Annotated in this window: 13 protein-coding genes; 11 read left to right on the top strand and 2 right to left on the bottom strand. The window is 73.3% G+C overall.

Translation table 11 applies throughout. From position 1 onward, the window contains the following. Positions 1–252 precede the first annotated feature (252 nt). Genes IEY56_RS15995 through IEY56_RS15945 form a run of 11 tightly spaced genes read left to right on the top strand, consistent with a single transcriptional unit; the run spans position 253 to position 12,586 of the window. Positions 253–1,296, top strand: coding sequence for a LacI family DNA-binding transcriptional regulator (locus tag IEY56_RS15995; RefSeq protein WP_229711932.1), 1,044 nt, complete (start codon positions 253–255; stop codon positions 1,294–1,296). Beyond that, positions 1,293–2,249 carry a carbohydrate ABC transporter permease gene (locus tag IEY56_RS15990; protein ID WP_189037878.1) on the top strand — a complete coding sequence of 319 codons (957 nt, stop codon included), beginning with the start codon at positions 1,293–1,295 and terminating at the stop codon, positions 2,247–2,249. The genes IEY56_RS15995 and IEY56_RS15990 overlap by 4 nt, the downstream gene beginning before the upstream one ends. Further along, on the top strand, positions 2,246–3,085 hold the full coding sequence (locus tag IEY56_RS15985) for a carbohydrate ABC transporter permease (protein WP_189037877.1): 840 nt from the start codon (positions 2,246–2,248) through the stop codon (positions 3,083–3,085). The genes IEY56_RS15990 and IEY56_RS15985 overlap by 4 nt, the downstream gene beginning before the upstream one ends. Next, positions 3,085–4,392, top strand: a complete 1,308-nt coding sequence (locus tag IEY56_RS15980) for an extracellular solute-binding protein (RefSeq protein ID WP_189037876.1) — start codon at positions 3,085–3,087, stop codon at positions 4,390–4,392. Before IEY56_RS15985 ends, IEY56_RS15980 begins: the two co-directional genes overlap by 1 nt. A 34-nt stretch (positions 4,393–4,426) precedes the next feature. After that, a complete protein-coding gene (locus tag IEY56_RS15975) occupies positions 4,427–5,539 on the top strand; it encodes an ADP-ribosylglycohydrolase family protein (protein WP_189037875.1) in 1,113 nt (370 codons plus the stop codon). Next, complete coding sequence (locus IEY56_RS15970; RefSeq protein ID WP_189037874.1) at positions 5,536–6,801, top strand: ADP-ribosylglycohydrolase family protein; 1,266 nt, start codon at positions 5,536–5,538, stop codon at positions 6,799–6,801. The genes IEY56_RS15975 and IEY56_RS15970 overlap by 4 nt, the downstream gene beginning before the upstream one ends. After that, the gene (locus IEY56_RS15965; protein WP_189037873.1) at positions 6,798–7,940 is read left to right on the top strand and encodes an ADP-ribosylglycohydrolase family protein; all 1,143 of its coding nucleotides are present in this window, start codon (positions 6,798–6,800) and stop codon (positions 7,938–7,940) included. The genes IEY56_RS15970 and IEY56_RS15965 overlap by 4 nt, the downstream gene beginning before the upstream one ends. Further along, positions 7,940–9,466 carry an ADP-ribosylglycohydrolase family protein gene (locus IEY56_RS15960; protein ID WP_189037872.1) on the top strand — a complete coding sequence of 509 codons (1,527 nt, stop codon included), beginning with the start codon at positions 7,940–7,942 and terminating at the stop codon, positions 9,464–9,466. The genes IEY56_RS15965 and IEY56_RS15960 overlap by 1 nt, the downstream gene beginning before the upstream one ends. 50 nt (positions 9,467–9,516) lie before the next feature. Continuing rightward, entirely contained in the window at positions 9,517–10,398 is an 882-nt protein-coding gene (locus tag IEY56_RS15955) for a ribokinase (protein WP_189038046.1), read from the top strand. Next, positions 10,398–11,672: a CaiB/BaiF CoA transferase family protein gene (locus IEY56_RS15950; protein ID WP_189037871.1), complete on the top strand. Its 1,275-nt coding sequence runs from the start codon at positions 10,398–10,400 to the stop codon at positions 11,670–11,672. Before IEY56_RS15955 ends, IEY56_RS15950 begins: the two co-directional genes overlap by 1 nt. Positions 11,673–11,728: 56 nt before the next feature. Further along, on the top strand, positions 11,729–12,586 hold the full coding sequence (locus IEY56_RS15945) for an HpcH/HpaI aldolase/citrate lyase family protein (protein ID WP_189038045.1): 858 nt from the start codon (positions 11,729–11,731) through the stop codon (positions 12,584–12,586). Between the two features lie 89 nt (positions 12,587–12,675). Here the strand turns inward: IEY56_RS15945 and lgt are convergent, their stop codons facing one another. Continuing rightward, positions 12,676–13,665: a prolipoprotein diacylglyceryl transferase gene (gene lgt, locus IEY56_RS15940; protein WP_189037870.1), complete on the bottom strand. Its 990-nt coding sequence runs from the start codon at positions 13,663–13,665 to the stop codon at positions 12,676–12,678. Positions 13,666–13,886: 221 nt separating this feature from the next. Continuing rightward, positions 13,887–14,630 carry a DsbA family protein gene (locus tag IEY56_RS15935; RefSeq protein WP_189037869.1) on the bottom strand — a complete coding sequence of 248 codons (744 nt, stop codon included), beginning with the start codon at positions 14,628–14,630 and terminating at the stop codon, positions 13,887–13,889. Positions 14,631–14,689: the final 59 nt, after the last annotated feature.

Here is a 14,689-nt window from a genome sequence, read left to right as displayed (position 1 = left end):
GGCCAGGGCCGCGGCACCCGGCCCGTCACGGGGCCCGGCCCGTCCGCCGCGCCGCCGTACGATGCCCGGCATCCGACGCCTTCCAGAATGCGGACGGTCGGTGAGATCCGGGTCACAGGGGATTGACGCCCCGGACGCCTGCGCGCAACATTCCTGTCACTCACATCGCTCTCCCCTCCCAGGGCGGCCGAGGTGCGATCTGTAAACGTTTCCAGCCCCGGGTCCCGGCCCGGTCTGCGAAGGGCGGTATTCGTGGTGACGACAGGCGGGCCACCCACCGTCGAGACGATCGCCGAACGCGCGGGCGTCTCCATCGCCTCGGTCTCACGGGTGCTGAACGGCCACGGCGGACGGCCCGACACCGTCCGCAAGGTGGAGCGGGCGGCGGCGGAGGTCGGCTACGTGCCCAACGCCGTGGCCCGCTCCCTCAAGGGCGGCCGGTCGATGCAGCTGACCTTCGCGATGCAGGACATCGGCAACCCCGTCTACGTCGCGATGGTCAGGCAGATCCAGACGATCGCGAAGGAAGCCGGTTACCGCCTGCTCCTGCATTCGACTGACGCCGTCGTCGAGGACGAGCTGGCCGTGCTGCGCAGCCTCGCCGACCGCACGAGCGACGGCCTGATCCTCTGCCCCATCCGCATCACGCCGGAGCACGTCGAGGCGCTGAGCACGGCTGCCAGACCCGTCGTCGTGATCGGCTCCCTCCCCGATGGCGTCCCGGTCGACAGCGTCCGAGCCGACTCCGTCACGGGCGCCGAGCTGGCCGTGCGCCACCTCGTGGAGACGGGGCGCCGCCGCATCGCCTTCGTCAACGGCCCCGCCGACACCGTCCCGGGCCGCAACCGGCAGCGCGGATACCGCGAGGCCCTGGCCGGCTGCGGCGTTCCGGCCGACCCCGCACTGGTGGAGACCACGGACTTCACCGTCGAAGCGGGCTCAACGGCCGCGCACCGGCTGCTGGACGCCGCCCCCGGCATCGACGCCTTCTTCTGCGCCAACGACCAGCTCGCGCTGGGCGCGGCGCAGGCCCTGCACAGCCGCGAGCTGCGCATCCCCGGGGACGTGGCCGTCGTCGGCATGGACGACACGGCCCTGGTACGGGCCGGCTGGCCGCCGCTGAGCAGCGTGGACCTGGGCTCCGCCGAACGCGGGCGGATCGCGGCCCGGATGCTCCTGGAGCGGATCTCCGAGGAGTCGGCGGGCACCTCGGAGCCCGCACCGGCCCGCGTGCGCACCGTCACTCCCCGTCTTGTCGTACGCGCCTCCTCCCACACAGCCGAGGTGACCGAATGAGCACGACCGCCCCCGCCACGGCGAAGCCGCCGCACCGCGGCACCCCGCCCCCGCGGTCGCCCGCGGCACGCAAGCAGGCGCTCGGCCTGGACCGCGACGCGTGGTTCCTGCTGCTGCCCGCGCTGCTGCCGATCCTGCTGCTGAGCGCGGGGCCGCTGCTCTACGGGGTGTCCCTGGCCTTCACCGACGCGCAGTCGGGGCGGACGGAGGTCACCAAGTTCATCGGCGCCGACAACCTCGTCGACCTCCGGTTCGACTCGCTCTTCTGGAGCTCCTTCAAGATCGGCCTGGTGTGGGCGGTGTGCGTGACCGCCCTGCAGTTCGTGCTCGCCCTGGGGCTGGCCGTCCTGCTCAACCAGAACCTGCGGTTCCGGTGGCTGGCCCGTACGCTCGCGCTCGTCCCGTGGGCGATGCCCGAGGTCGTCATCGGCATCATGTGGCGGCTGGTCTACCACCAGGACGCGGGCATCCTGAACGCCACGCTCAGCGACCTGCACCTGATCTCCGAGAACGTCGACTGGCTCGCGGGAGTCTCCCTGGCGCTGCCCGCGGTGATCGTGGTGGGCGTGTGGGCCGGGATGCCGCAGACGACGGTGATGCTGCTGGCCGGACTGCAGAACGTCCCGCACGAGCTGCACGAGGCGGCCGCGATCGACGGGGCGGGCGTGTGGCGCCGCTTCACCAAGGTGACGTGGCCGGCGCTGAAGCCCGTCGTGCTCTCCATCACCGCGCTCAACTTCATCTGGAACTTCAACTCCTTCGGCCTGGTGTACGTGCTGACCGGCGGCGGGCCGGGAGGAGCCACCCGGCTGCCGATGCTCTTCGCCTACGAAGAGGCCTTCCGCTACGGCCAGTTCGGCTACGCCGCCGCCATGGGCCTGGTGATGGTCGCCGTCATCGCCGTGCTGCTGACGATCTTCCTGCGCAACCGCCTGAAGGGGGACGACCGGTGAACCGGACACGAGGGGCCCTGGCCCGCACCGGCCAGTACCTGGCCCTGGTCTGCTATCTGGTCTTCCTGGCCTTCCCGCTGTTCTGGCTGCTCTCCACGGCGCTGAAGTCCCCCCAGGAACTGGGGTCGGTGGACCCGTCGTGGCTGCCGAGACATCCGTCGCTGGACAGCTTCAGCGCCGCGTTCGAGCAGCAGCCGCTGGCACGCTCCGCGCTCAACAGCCTGATCGTGGCGGGCTGTGCGGCGGCGGTCTCGGTCGCTGTCGCGGTGCCCGCGGCGTACGCGATGGTCCGCTACCGCTCTCCCGTCTCCAAGGCGGCGACGGGCTGGATCCTCGTCAGCCAGATGTTCCCGTTCGTGCTGGTCATCATCCCGCTGTTCATGGTCCTCAAGGGCTTCCACCTCATCAACTCCCTCACCGGGCTGGTCCTCGTGTACGTCGTGTGGAACCTGCCGTTCGCCCTGTGGATGCTCCAGGGCTACGTGCGGGCCGTGCCCGCGTCGCTGGAGGAGGCCGCCGCGATCGACGGCTGCGGGCGCTTCAGGACGCTGGTCAGCGTGGTCTTCCCGCTGCTCACGCCGGGCCTGGTCGCGACGGTGATGTTCTCCTTCGTCACCGCCTGGAACGAGTTCTTCTTCGCCCTGGTCCTCCTCAAGTCCCCGGAGAAGCAGACGATGTCCGTGATCCTGACCCACTTCATCGGCGCCGAGGGCGCCGCCGACCTCGGGCCGCTCGCGGCCGCGGCCGTCATGGCCACCCTCCCCAGCCTCCTCTTCTTCGCCCTGCTCCAGCGGCGCCTGGTCAGCGGCATCATGAGCGGGGCGGTGAAGGGCTGATGCGCAGGCGCGACTTCCTCACCACCACGGCGGCGGCAGCCGCGGCCACGGGCGCCACCACCCTGCTCGGCGGATGCGGCAGCGGCTCCGGCGGCGACTCCGGACCGCTGGACTACCTGAGCCTGGCCTGGCAGAAGGAGTCCATCGAGGTCAACAAGGCACTCGTCGCCGAATGGAACAAGGCCAACCCGCGCTCGGCGCAGGTCCGTTACGTCCAGGGCTCCTGGGACAACGTCCACGACCAGCTCCTGACGTCCTTCGAGGGCGGTGCGGCGCCGGACGTCATCCACGACGAGGCCAACGACCTCACCGACTTCGCGCACGGCGGCTACCTCGCCGACCTGCGCGGCCTGCTGCCCGCGAGCCTCAAGAAGCAGATACCGGACGCCAGTTGGGACATGGCGAGTTTCGCCGGAGGCGTCTACGGCGTGCCGTTCCTACAGGAGCCGCGCGTGCTGATCGCCAACCGCGAGCTGCTGGAGAAGTCCGGCGCACGCACGCCCACGGCGCAACACCCCTGGAGCTGGGCGGAGTTCGAGGACGTGGCCAGGGAGCTGACCCGCGGGCGCACCTACGGTGTCGCCTGGTCGATGAAGGAACCGGTCAACCAGTCCGTGAACCTGGCCCTGACCACCGGCGGGGCGGTCTTCCACCGCGAGGGCGGCAAGAACGTCATCCGGTTCGACCGGGCCGACTCGCACGTCGTCGAGCTGATCCACCGCCAGGTCCACAAGGACCGCACTGCCGCGCGGAGCGCTCTGGGCATGGCCGGCTCGGACACGCTGCCGGGGTTCTTCGCCGGCAGGTACGCGATCGTCCCGCTCAACTTCTCCTTCCGGCAGCAGGTGGAGCAGCAGGCCCCCGACGGATTCGAATGGGTGACGCTGCCGATGCCCGCCGGAAGCGGCGCCCCGGGCGGGGGACAACTCCAGGGTGTCAGTCCGCAGACCCTGTCCATCTCGCAGGACACCAAGCGCAAGAAGACAGCCATGGCGTTCATCGCGTTCATGACCCGGCCCCGCCACATGGCCCGTCTCGCCGAGGGCGACTGGCTGGTGCCCACGGGCCGCGACGCGCTGCGGGAACCCGCGCTGAACACCGCGGAACACGGCTGGAGCACGGGCCTGCGCATCGCCTCCGACCTGCGGGCCTCCCCCGTCCTGGGCGTGCGCGGCTACCCCGAATGGAAGGACAAGGTCGCCACCCCCGCCCTGCAGGAGTACTACGGCGGCAGCATCAGCCTCAGCGCCCTCCGCGACAAGCTCGTCGAGGACGGAAACCGCATCCTCGCCCGCTACCAGCGCTGAGCGACCAGCACCACAGCACAGAACGGCACGCACCATGAGCGCACTGTCCGCCTCACCCCCGGACCCGCCCCCTCTCCCCCGCTCCTCCGTCCGCCCCCGGCTCCGCACCGTCCCCCGTGCCGCCCCACCCGCCGGCGGGGAGCTGCGGGACCGGGCGAGGGGAGGGATGCTCGGGCTCGCCGTCGGCGACGCGCTGGGCGCGCCGGCCGAGAACATGAAGCCGTCCCAGATCAGGCAGCGCTGGGGACGCATCGAGGGCTTCGTCGAGGAGGACCCGGCAGGGACCGACGACACCGAGTACGCCATCTTCTCGGGCCTGCTCCTCGCCGAGCACGGCTCGGACCTGACCCTCGCGCACGTCGAGGACGCCTGGCACCGGCTCATCGCCAACCTCGACGAAGGTCCCTTCCGGGGTGCCGGGTTCAGCGAGCGGGGCACGCTGGAGAACCTCCGCCGCGGCCTGGCCGCGCCCATCTCCGCCCAGCACAGGCACGCGTGGAGCGACGGGCTGGCCATGCGCGCCGCTCCCTTCGGCATCTACGCGGCCGGGCGTCCCGCCGAGGCGGCCCGGCTCGTGGCCCTCGACGGCACCGTGAGCCATGACGGCGAGGGCATCTACGGCGGCCAGGCCGTGGCGGCGGGAGTCGCGGCGGCGATGGTCGGGCGGAGCACGGACGCGGTGATCGCGGCCGCGCTCTCCGTCGTCCCCGAGGACTCCTGGACGGCTCGCTCGCTGCGGCGGGCGGTCTCCACCGCTCTGCGGGCCCGCCTCGACCAGGGCGCCTCACGGCTGGAACGGGAGAGAGCGGTCCGCTCGGCGGTCGTCATCGGCGGCTACCCGTGGATGGACCTCGCGCCGGAGGCCGTCGGGCTGGCGTTCGGCGCGTTCGCCGTCGCACGGGGCGACTTCCGCGAGTCGGTCCTCACGGCCGTCAACATGGGGCGCGACGCCGACACGACGGCCGCCGTGGCGGGGGCGCTCGCCGGAGCGCTCGGCGGCGCCGGTGCGGTGCCGCGGGAGTGGTCTGCGGCCATCGGGCCCGCGCGGGGCAGCTGCCTGCCCTCGATGGCGGGCTACCACGTCGTGGACGTCGCCGAGTTGCTCACACCGCCCGGCGGCCCGGAGCGCGAAGAGGCCGGCTCATGAGCGGGACGGACGTCAAGGCGGCCGCGGCCCGCACCGCCGCACCCGGAGCGGACGGGACGGAGACCGGCCCCGCCGGCGAGACCGCCACCGGAACCGGCGGAGACCCGCGCCGCATCGAGGGACTGCTGCTGGGCATCGCCGCCGGAGACGCCGCCGGCTGGCCCGCCGCACGGCACCGCGCGTCCCGCATGCCGGAGTGGACGCGGCGGCTGACGCGCGAGCTCGACACCTTCGCCGAGCAGAACGCCACCACCACGCTTCCGGTGCCGATCGCGCTCAACCAGCCGCCGGAGCCGCTGCGTCTCGGCCCGTCCGACGACGCCGAATGGGCCGCCTTCACCGCCCACTCCGTACTGACCGCCGCGGGCGCGCTGCTCAGCGACCTCGGCCGCGACCGGCGGATGCGGGCGGCCATCGACCTCGCCTGGACCGAACTGGCGAGCGAGGTCGCCGCCGCCGCCGTGCGGGCCCCCGAGGTGGAGTCCGCGGTGCTGCCGCTGCGTGCCCGCATCTCCGTACGCGCCGGACTCGGCAACCTGGCCACCGGCCTGCGGCCCCCGGCGACCGGCCACGACAACCCGCACTTCTTCGACGACGCGGCATGCGTACGCGCGTCGGTGCTGGCGGCGGTCCACCCCGGCAACCCGGCGGCCGCCGCGGAACTCGCCGAGTGCGACGCCCGCTACACGCAGGACGGCGACGGGGTGCACGGCGCACGGGCCATGGCCGCCGCGATCGCCGACGCCCTGGGCGGCGCCGACGTCGACACCTGCGTGGCCTCGGCGCTCTCGCAGCTTCCGTCGGGCACGGAGATCCGCCGCAACGCGCGGCACGCGGTGCGCCTGGCGCGCAACGCCGTCGCCGAACGGGCCGCGCCCGGCAGCGCGTTCGCGCTGGTGCCCGTCCTGGAGCACGAGATCGTCGACCACATCTACAGCTACGGCATCGCGGCGGCCGAGACGGTCCCCGTCGCGCTGGCCCTCGCCGTCGCGGGCAACGGCTCCGTCGCGGAGGCCGTGCCCGCCGCCGCCTGCCTCTCGCGGGTCGCCGACTCGGCACCCGCGCTCGCGGGCGCGCTGACGGGAGCGCTCACCGGCGGCGCCGGCATCCCGGAAAGCTGGCGCTCCGCCTGCCGGACGCTGTCGGGCTGCGCGCTCCCGCACTTCGCCGGGACCGACCTCGTCGACCTCGCCGAAACCCTCGCCTCTACCGAACTGACCACGCCGGAAGGCACATCCGGTCAAGGAGTGAGCCACACATGACGCCCACGCTCGACGAACGCATCACCGGCTGCCTGGTCGGGGCAGCCGTCGGCGACGCACTCGGCGGCCCGGTGGAGGGCTGGACGCCGGAGCAGATCGTGGAGAGGCACGGCGGCCGGGTGCAGGGCATCGTCGGCCCCTTCTACGAGGACTGGCGCCACGCGCGTCCCATCGCCCCGTACCACAAGGGCGACGGACACGTCACCGACGACACCCTCATGACGCACGCCCTTGTCCGGGTCTACGAGAAGGTGCGCGACCACCTCGACGCCTACGCCGTCGCCGGCCATCTGGTGCCCGACCTCATCTCCAACCCCCGCTGGATCCCCGAACTGGAGGCCGAGGCGCTGCCGTTGCAGCGCATCTTCCTCGCCGAGAAGTGGATCGTCGCGCGGCTGCACTACGGCCACGTCGACCCGCGAGAAGCGGGAGTCGGGAACATCGTCAACTGCGGGGCCACGATGTACATGGCGCCCGTCGGCACGGTCAACGCCGGGAATCCCGCCGGTGCTTACGCCGAGGCGCTGGACGTGGCGGGCGCGCACCAGTCCTCGTACGGACGGGAGGCCGCCGGGGTCTTCGCCGCGGCCGTCGCGGCGGCGTACGCGCCCGGAGCGACCGTGCGCTCCGTCGTCGACGCGGCGCTCTCCCTGGCGAAGGACGGCACCCGCGACGCCATCGAGGCGGTGTGCGAAGTCGCCGCCCAGCACAGCGACTTCGAGAGCGCGCTGAAGCCCCTCCGGGAGGCCGTCGCGCCCTTCGACACCGTCGGCCCTGAGTACCGCAAGCCGTCCCTCGGGGCGCGCCGCCCCTCGCGGCTGCACTCCATCGAGGAACTGCCCGTCGCACTGGGGATGTTGCTCGTCGGCGGCGGCGACTTCCGCCACACGGTCCTGGGTTCGGTCAACTACGGGCGCGACTGCGACTCCATCGCCACGATGAGCGGCGCGATCGTCGGCGCCCTGTGCGGCGGCGGCGCCGTCCCCGCCGACTGGAGCGAGGAGGTGGCCGCCGCCAGCAGGCTCGATCTCGTCGCGCCGGCCACCTCCCTCTCCGCGGTGACCCGCGAGGTCTTCGCCCGCGACCTGGAGCGGCGGCGCGCCCACGAGGCCGCGTTCGCCGCCCTCGTGGAGGCGTGATGCCCGGCTCCCCCGCCCCCGCTCCGCTGCGCCTCACCTGGGTGCAGCCGGAAGACCTCGTCGGCCACGAACTGCGGCAGGCGGCCGAGGAGGGCCGCGAGACGGCCGCGATCGAACGGACCTGGCGCGCGGCGGGCGGCTCGCCCGCGCCCGGCCGGGCAGGCGCCTCGGCCGTCCCCGCCGACCGCGCGCTGCGCACGCTCGCCGTGCAGCTTCTCGACGAACTCGACCTGCTCCCCTCACCGTTGGCGGCCGACGAACCGGACGACCCGGAGGCCGTACGGGCCGCGTGCCCGACCTGGCCCGCTCCCCCCGAAGTCAACGGAGGGGCCACCGCGGCGGCTCCCGCGGCAGGCGGCCGCCTCACGGCCCGGCTGGAGGCCGGCTGGCTCGGCCGCGCCGCGGGCTGCCTGCTGGGCAAGCCGGTGGAGAAGCTGCCGCTGGCCGGCATCCGGGAACTCGCCCGCTCCACGGGCAACTGGCCCCTCGACGGCTGGTTCACGCAGGAAGGGCTCCCGGCCGAGGTCGCGGCACGCTGGCCGTGGAACCGCCGCAGCGCTCCCACGTCGCTGGCCGAGAACATCGACGGAATGCCCGAGGACGACGACCTCAACTACCCGCTGCTGGGGCTGCTTCTGCTGCAGCGTCACGGCCACGGCTTCACCACCGCCGACGTCGCCCGTCTCTGGCTGGACGAGCTGCCCGCCGGCCGTACGTTCACCGCCGAGCGCGTGGCGTACCGCAACCTCCTCGACGGACTGGAACCTCCGGACACCGCGAGGCGGCACAACCCTTTCCGGGAGTGGATCGGCGCGCAGATCCGCGCCGACGTCTACGGCTGGACCAACCCGGGCGACCCCGCGGAGGCGGCCGAACAGGCCCGGCGCGACGCCACGTTGAGCCACACGGCCAACGGCGTCTACGGGGCGATGTTCGTCGCCGCCACCGTCGCCGCGGCCACGGGCGGCACCCCCGACGTCCTCGAATGCCTGCGCACGGGGCTGCGCGTCGTCCCGGAACGCTCGCGCCTGGCCCGCGCCGTCACCTTCGGCATCGAGACGGCGCTGGCCGAACCCTCCGGTACCGCCGCCGGATTCGAGGGCGTCGCCGACCGGCTCCACGAGGCCTACGGGCACTACCACTGGGTGCACGTCCTTCCCAACGCGGCGCTGCTGGCGGCCGCGCTCACCCACGCCGGCGGCGACTTCACCGGCTCCATCTGCCGTGCGGTCAGCGGCGGTTGGGACACCGACTCCAACGGCGCCACGGCCGGCTGTGTCGCCGGGCTCCTCGCAGGCTCGCCCGGCGCGCTGCCCTCCCGCTGGAGGGCCCCGCTGAAGAACCGGCTGTCCACGACGGTCGCCGGCTTCGACGGCGCCGGCTTCGACGCCCTGGCCCGGACCACAGCGGCCCTCGCCCATGGCAGCGGAGGGACGCGCACCGCAGCCGTTCCGCCGCACGCCTCAGGCCCCGTACCCGAGAACGAGACGGCAGCCCCCGAACGACAGGAGACGTCAGCACCGTGACTCCGACCACCCCCGCCCGTCCGGCCATCGCGGTCCTGGGCAGCACCAACATGGACCTCGTCGCCTACGTCGCCACCGCCCCCCGCCGCGGCGAGACCGTCACCGGCCGGGCCTTCCGCACGGTGCCCGGCGGCAAGGGCGCCAACCAGGCCGTCGCCGCGGCCCGTTCGGGCGCCGAGGTGACGATGGTCGGCGCCGTCGGCGAGGACGACTTCGGCGTACGGCTGCGCACCGCGCTGGAGGACTCGGGTGTGCGGACGGACGGCCTGAGGACCGTCGCGGGCGAGAGCGGCACCGCGCACATCGTCGTGGACGACGAGGGCGGCAACGCCATCGTCGTCGTACCCGGCGCCAACGGAAGCGTCAGCGCGCTCGCCGAGGGCGACGAAGCCCGCATCGCCGCCGCAAACGTGCTGCTGCTCCAGCTGGAGATCCCGCTGCCCGGCGTCGTCGCGGGAGCGCGGACCGCCCACGACAACGGCGTGCGCGTCGTGCTCACCCCGGCACCGGCGCAGCCGCTGCCCGGTGAACTCCTCGCCCTCACCGACCTGCTGGTGCCCAACGAGCACGAGGCCGAAGTGCTCACCGGCAAGTCCGACCCGTACGACGCCGCGAACGCGCTCCTCTCCCACGTCCCGGAGGTGGTCGTCACCCTCGGCTCCCGGGGCGCCCTGTACGCGGCTCGCGACGCCGCGCCCGTCCTCGTGCCCGCGCCCGCCGTCGAGGCGCAGGACACCACCGCGGCGGGCGACACCTTCGTGGGCGCGCTGGCCGTCGCCCACGGCGAGGGACGCACCATGCCCGAGGCCCTGTTGTGGGCCTCCGCGGCGGCAGCTCTGTCCGTACAGCGCCCGGGCGCCTCCGCGTCCATGCCTCACCGCCACGAGACCGACGCCCTCGCAGCCCAGCTCTCAGAAAGCCGGACGCCCTGATGAACGACTCCCTCACCCGTGAACCCCCCGGCCCCGGCGCCGCTTCGGAAGGCCCGGCGGCCGACGGTGCCCCCGACGGCGCCGCGCCCCTCTCCGCCCTCGACGGTCTCCGCGTCCTCGACCTCGCCACCCTCTTCGCCGGGCCGCTCGCGGCCACCATGCTCGGCGACTTCGGCGCGGACGTCATCAAGATCGAGCATCCGCGGAAGCCCGACCCGTCCCGTGGCCACGGGCCCGCGAAGGACGGCGTCGGACTGTGGTGGAAGCTGCTGGGCCGCAACAAGCGCAACCTGACGCTGGATCTGTCCACGCCGGGCGGCCGGGACGTCCTGCTGCGGCTGGCCGCCGAGTCCGACGTGATCGTGGAGAACTTCCGCCCCGGGACCCTGGAGAAGTGGGACCTCGGCTGGGACCGGCTCTCGGCCGCCAACCCCCGCCTGGTGCTGGCGAGGGTGACGGGCTTCGGCCAGTTCGGCCCGTACTCCCGCCGCCCCGGCTTCGGCACGCTGGCCGAGGCCATGAGCGGCTTCGCCGCGATCACGGGCGAGGCCGACGGCCCGCCGACGCTCCCGCCCTTCGGGCTCGCCGACTCCATCGCCGCGCTCTCCACCGCGTACGCGGTGATGGCGGCGCTGCGCAGCCGGGACCTTACGGGCCGGGGCCAGGTGATCGACATGGCGATCATCGAGCCGATGCTGACGGTGCTGGGTCCGCAGCCCCTCTGGTACGACCAGCTCGGCCACGTCCAGCCGCGCACCGGCAACCGGTCCGCCAACAACGCCCCGCGCAACACCTACCGCTCGGCCGACGGCAGGTGGCTCGCCGTCTCCACCTCCGCGCAGTCCGTGGCGGAACGCGTCATGCGGCTCGTCGGGCACCCGGAGTACATCACCGAGCCCTGGTTCGCCACGGGCGCGGGCCGTGCCCAGCACGCCGACGAACTGGACGAGGCCGTGGGCGGCTGGATCGCCCGGCACGGAGCTGACGAGGTCGTGGCGGCGTTCGAGCGTGCCGAGGCGGCGATCGCGCCCATCAACGACATCCGCGACGTCATGGAGGACGAGCAGTACCGTGCGCTCGGCTCGATCACCGAGGTCGAGGACGAGGAGCTGGGCAGGATCCGCATGCAGAACGTCCTCTTCCGCCTCTCCGAGACGCCCGGAGCGATCAGATGGGCCGGCCGGCCGCACGGCTGCGACACCCAGGACGTCCTGACCGAACTCGGCCTGACCGAGCGGGAGATCTCTGAGCTGCGGGACGGGGGCGCGCTGTGAACGCCACCCGCACCACCGGAGAACCGGGCGCCCGGACCGACGAGGGGCCTGGGCCCCTGCCGCTGACCTGGCTCTACGTCCCGGGTGACCGGCCGGAGGTCGTCACCAAGGCGCTGGCCTCGGGCGCGGACGTGGTGCTGATCGACCTGGAGGACGCCGTCGCCCCCGAGCGGAAGGCGTACGCCCTGGACGCCACCGCCGAGCTGCTCGGCGACCCCCGGCCGGGCCCCGTCCCGGTCCACGTGCGGGTCAACTCGCTCAGCGGCCCGCTCGCGGCGGAGGAGGTGCGCACGCTCGCGGGCCTGCCCGGGCTGGCGGGGCTGCGGCTGCCGAAGGTCGACACCGTGGCGGACGTCGTTAGGGTCGCCCAGCAGGCGCGCAGAGCCGTTCCGTCCCCGCCCTCCGGAGGCGGCAGCGGCACCGTTCCCGGGCTGTACCCGCTGCTCGAGTCCGCTCTCGGCATCGAGCACGCCTACGCCATCGCCACCGCGCACCCCTCCGTGCGCGGCATCGCGCTCGGCGAGAGCGACCTGCGTGCGGTGCTCGGCGTGACGGGGGACGACGGCCTGGCCTGGCCCCGCAGCAGGGCCGTCGTCGCCGCGCGCGCGGCCGGGCTGGCGCCGCCGCCGCAGTCGGTCTACCCGGACGTCGCCGACACCGCGGGCCTCGCCCGCTCCTGCGCGCAGGGCCGGAGCCTGGGCTTCCTCGGGCGCACCGCCATCCACCCGGCCCAGCTGGAGATCATCGAGCGGGCCTACCTGCCGACCCGGCAGGAGATCGAGGAGGCCGAGGAGATCGTCAAGGCGGCGGCCGCGGACGCCGGAGCGCTCGCGCTGCCGGACGGCCGCTTCGTGGACGCGGCGATCGTGGCGGGGGCGCAGCGGACGCTGGCACTGGCACGCAGACGGCGCTGAGGCGCGCGCAGCCGAAGCCGCTGACCTGGACAAAAGCCGAGAGGCCGGGCCGGCAGTCTGCCGGCCCGGCCTCTCGCTCAGGGCTGATGTCAGGAAGTGCCGGCGGGTTTCCCGGTCTTGGCGGCCCGCGACGGCTCCTCGTCGTCCTCCGTGGCCTCGGACGCGTCCGACGGCGACTCGCTCTCCCCGGACGACTCCTCGGAGCTCTTCGTCAGGGAGGCGCCACCGCCCCCGCCGGGAGTGAGCTCCTCGGTGTCGGGCTCGACGATCTCCTCGCGTCCGGGGTGCTTCCGGGCGGAGATCACGATCGCGGCGACCGCGACCAGGAAGACGAGGATCGACGTCCAGTTGTTCAACCGCATGCCGGCGAAGTGGTGGGCGTCGTCGACGCGCATGTACTCGATCCAGAAGCGGCCGACGGTGTACGCGGCGACGTAGAGCCAGAAGACCCGGCCGTGCCCCAGCTTGAACCGGCGGTCCGCCCAGATCACGAGGGCGGCCACGCCCACGCACCACAGCGACTCGTAGAGGAACGTGGGGTGGTACGTCGCGAGGGCGGGGGTGTCGACGGGACGGTGCTGGGCGTCGATCTCGACGGCCCAGGGCAGGTCCGTCGCGCGTCCGTACAGCTCCTGGTTGAACCAGTTGCCCCAGCGGCCGATGGCCTGGGCGAGCGCCACTCCGGGTGCGACGGCGTCCGCGTAGGCGGGCAGCGGGATGCCGCGCCTGCGGCAGCCGATCCAGGCACCGAGGGCGCCGAGGGCCACGGCTCCCCAGATTCCCAGTCCGCCGTCCCAGATCTTGAAGGCGTCCACCCAGTTCCGGCCCTCACCGAAGTAGAGCTGGTAGTCGGTGATGACGTGGTAGAGACGGCCGCCGGCCAGGCCGAACGGCACGGCCCACACCGCGATGTCGGCGACGGTGCCCGCGCGGCCGCCGCGGGCGGTCCAGCGGCGGCTGCCGAGCCACACCGCGACGAAGACGCCGAGGATGATGCAGAAGGCGTAGCCGCGCAGCGGGATGGGGCCGAGATGGATCTCGCCGGCCGAAGGACTGGGGATGAATGCAAGGGTCTCCATGGCGGTCCCGACGCTACCTTGCCGGGCGTCATCATCGGCAATGCACTCTGTGCAACAGCTCAATAACGGCCGCGCCGCGCAAGCGGCGCTCAAGGGGTGGACGGGCCCGGCGGTGTGACCGGGATCTCAGATCACGTGCCGTCCCACGGCCGGCCCCCGAACCCGGCCCCGCGTCCGCCGCTGCCCGGCCGGGAGGCCCCTGGCCGGGCGGTACGCGGCCGTCAGCTCTTCTCCTCGACCTTGCGCTTCAGGCTCTCCGGGGTGAGCGGATCCGACTGGTCGCCGTATACGTTCTCGCCGTCGAGCAGCACCGTGGGCGTCGACTGGTACCCGGACTTCTTGAACGAGGCGGAGCTCTTCTTCACCCAGTCCTCGTGGCTCCCGTCCGCCACGCAGTCGCGGAAGCGCGAGCTGTTGAGTCCGCCGGCCTTGCCGGCGAGCTTCACCAGCGTCTTCTCGTCCGCGAAGGCGTCGTCCTGCTCCTCGGGCTGGTTCTGGAACAGCACGTCGTGGTACTGGCGGAACCTTCCCTCGTCCCTGGCGCAGACGGCCGCGTTGGCCGCCGCGTGGGAGCCGGAGCCGCCCATGTTGTCGTCGATGATCGTCACGAGGTGGTACTCGGCCCGGAGCTTGCCCTGCTTCTCGAGGCCGTGGATCGTCTTGCGGAACCGCTGCTCGAACTGGCCGCACGCCGGGCAGCGGAAGTCCTCGTACACCGTGAGCTTCGCCGGTGCGTCCCGCTTGCCGACGGTGATCGGCTTGGCGTCGTTCTCGGCGTCGCCGCCGCTCTGCTGCGCCAGCATGGCGCCCACACCGCCCGCCACGGCGAGCAGCGCGACCACGACGGCCCCCACCTTGAGGTTGCGGCCCCGCCGCTCGGCGGCCCGCTCCCGCTTGCGCTCTTCCCGCAGCCGCTCAGTGGCGGTGCGCCTTCCCTCATGACCCGACGGGTCTTTCTGGCTCATCACACCGTGGGCCAACGAACGGAAGGGCGGACCGCGTGCGTGCTTGTGCCCCGGTTCGC

The sequence above is a fragment of the Streptomyces daqingensis genome (assembly GCF_014645895.1).
Lineage (GTDB): Bacteria > Actinomycetota > Actinomycetes > Streptomycetales > Streptomycetaceae > Streptomyces > Streptomyces daqingensis.
This window is presented reverse-complemented; position numbering and strand designations above follow the sequence as displayed.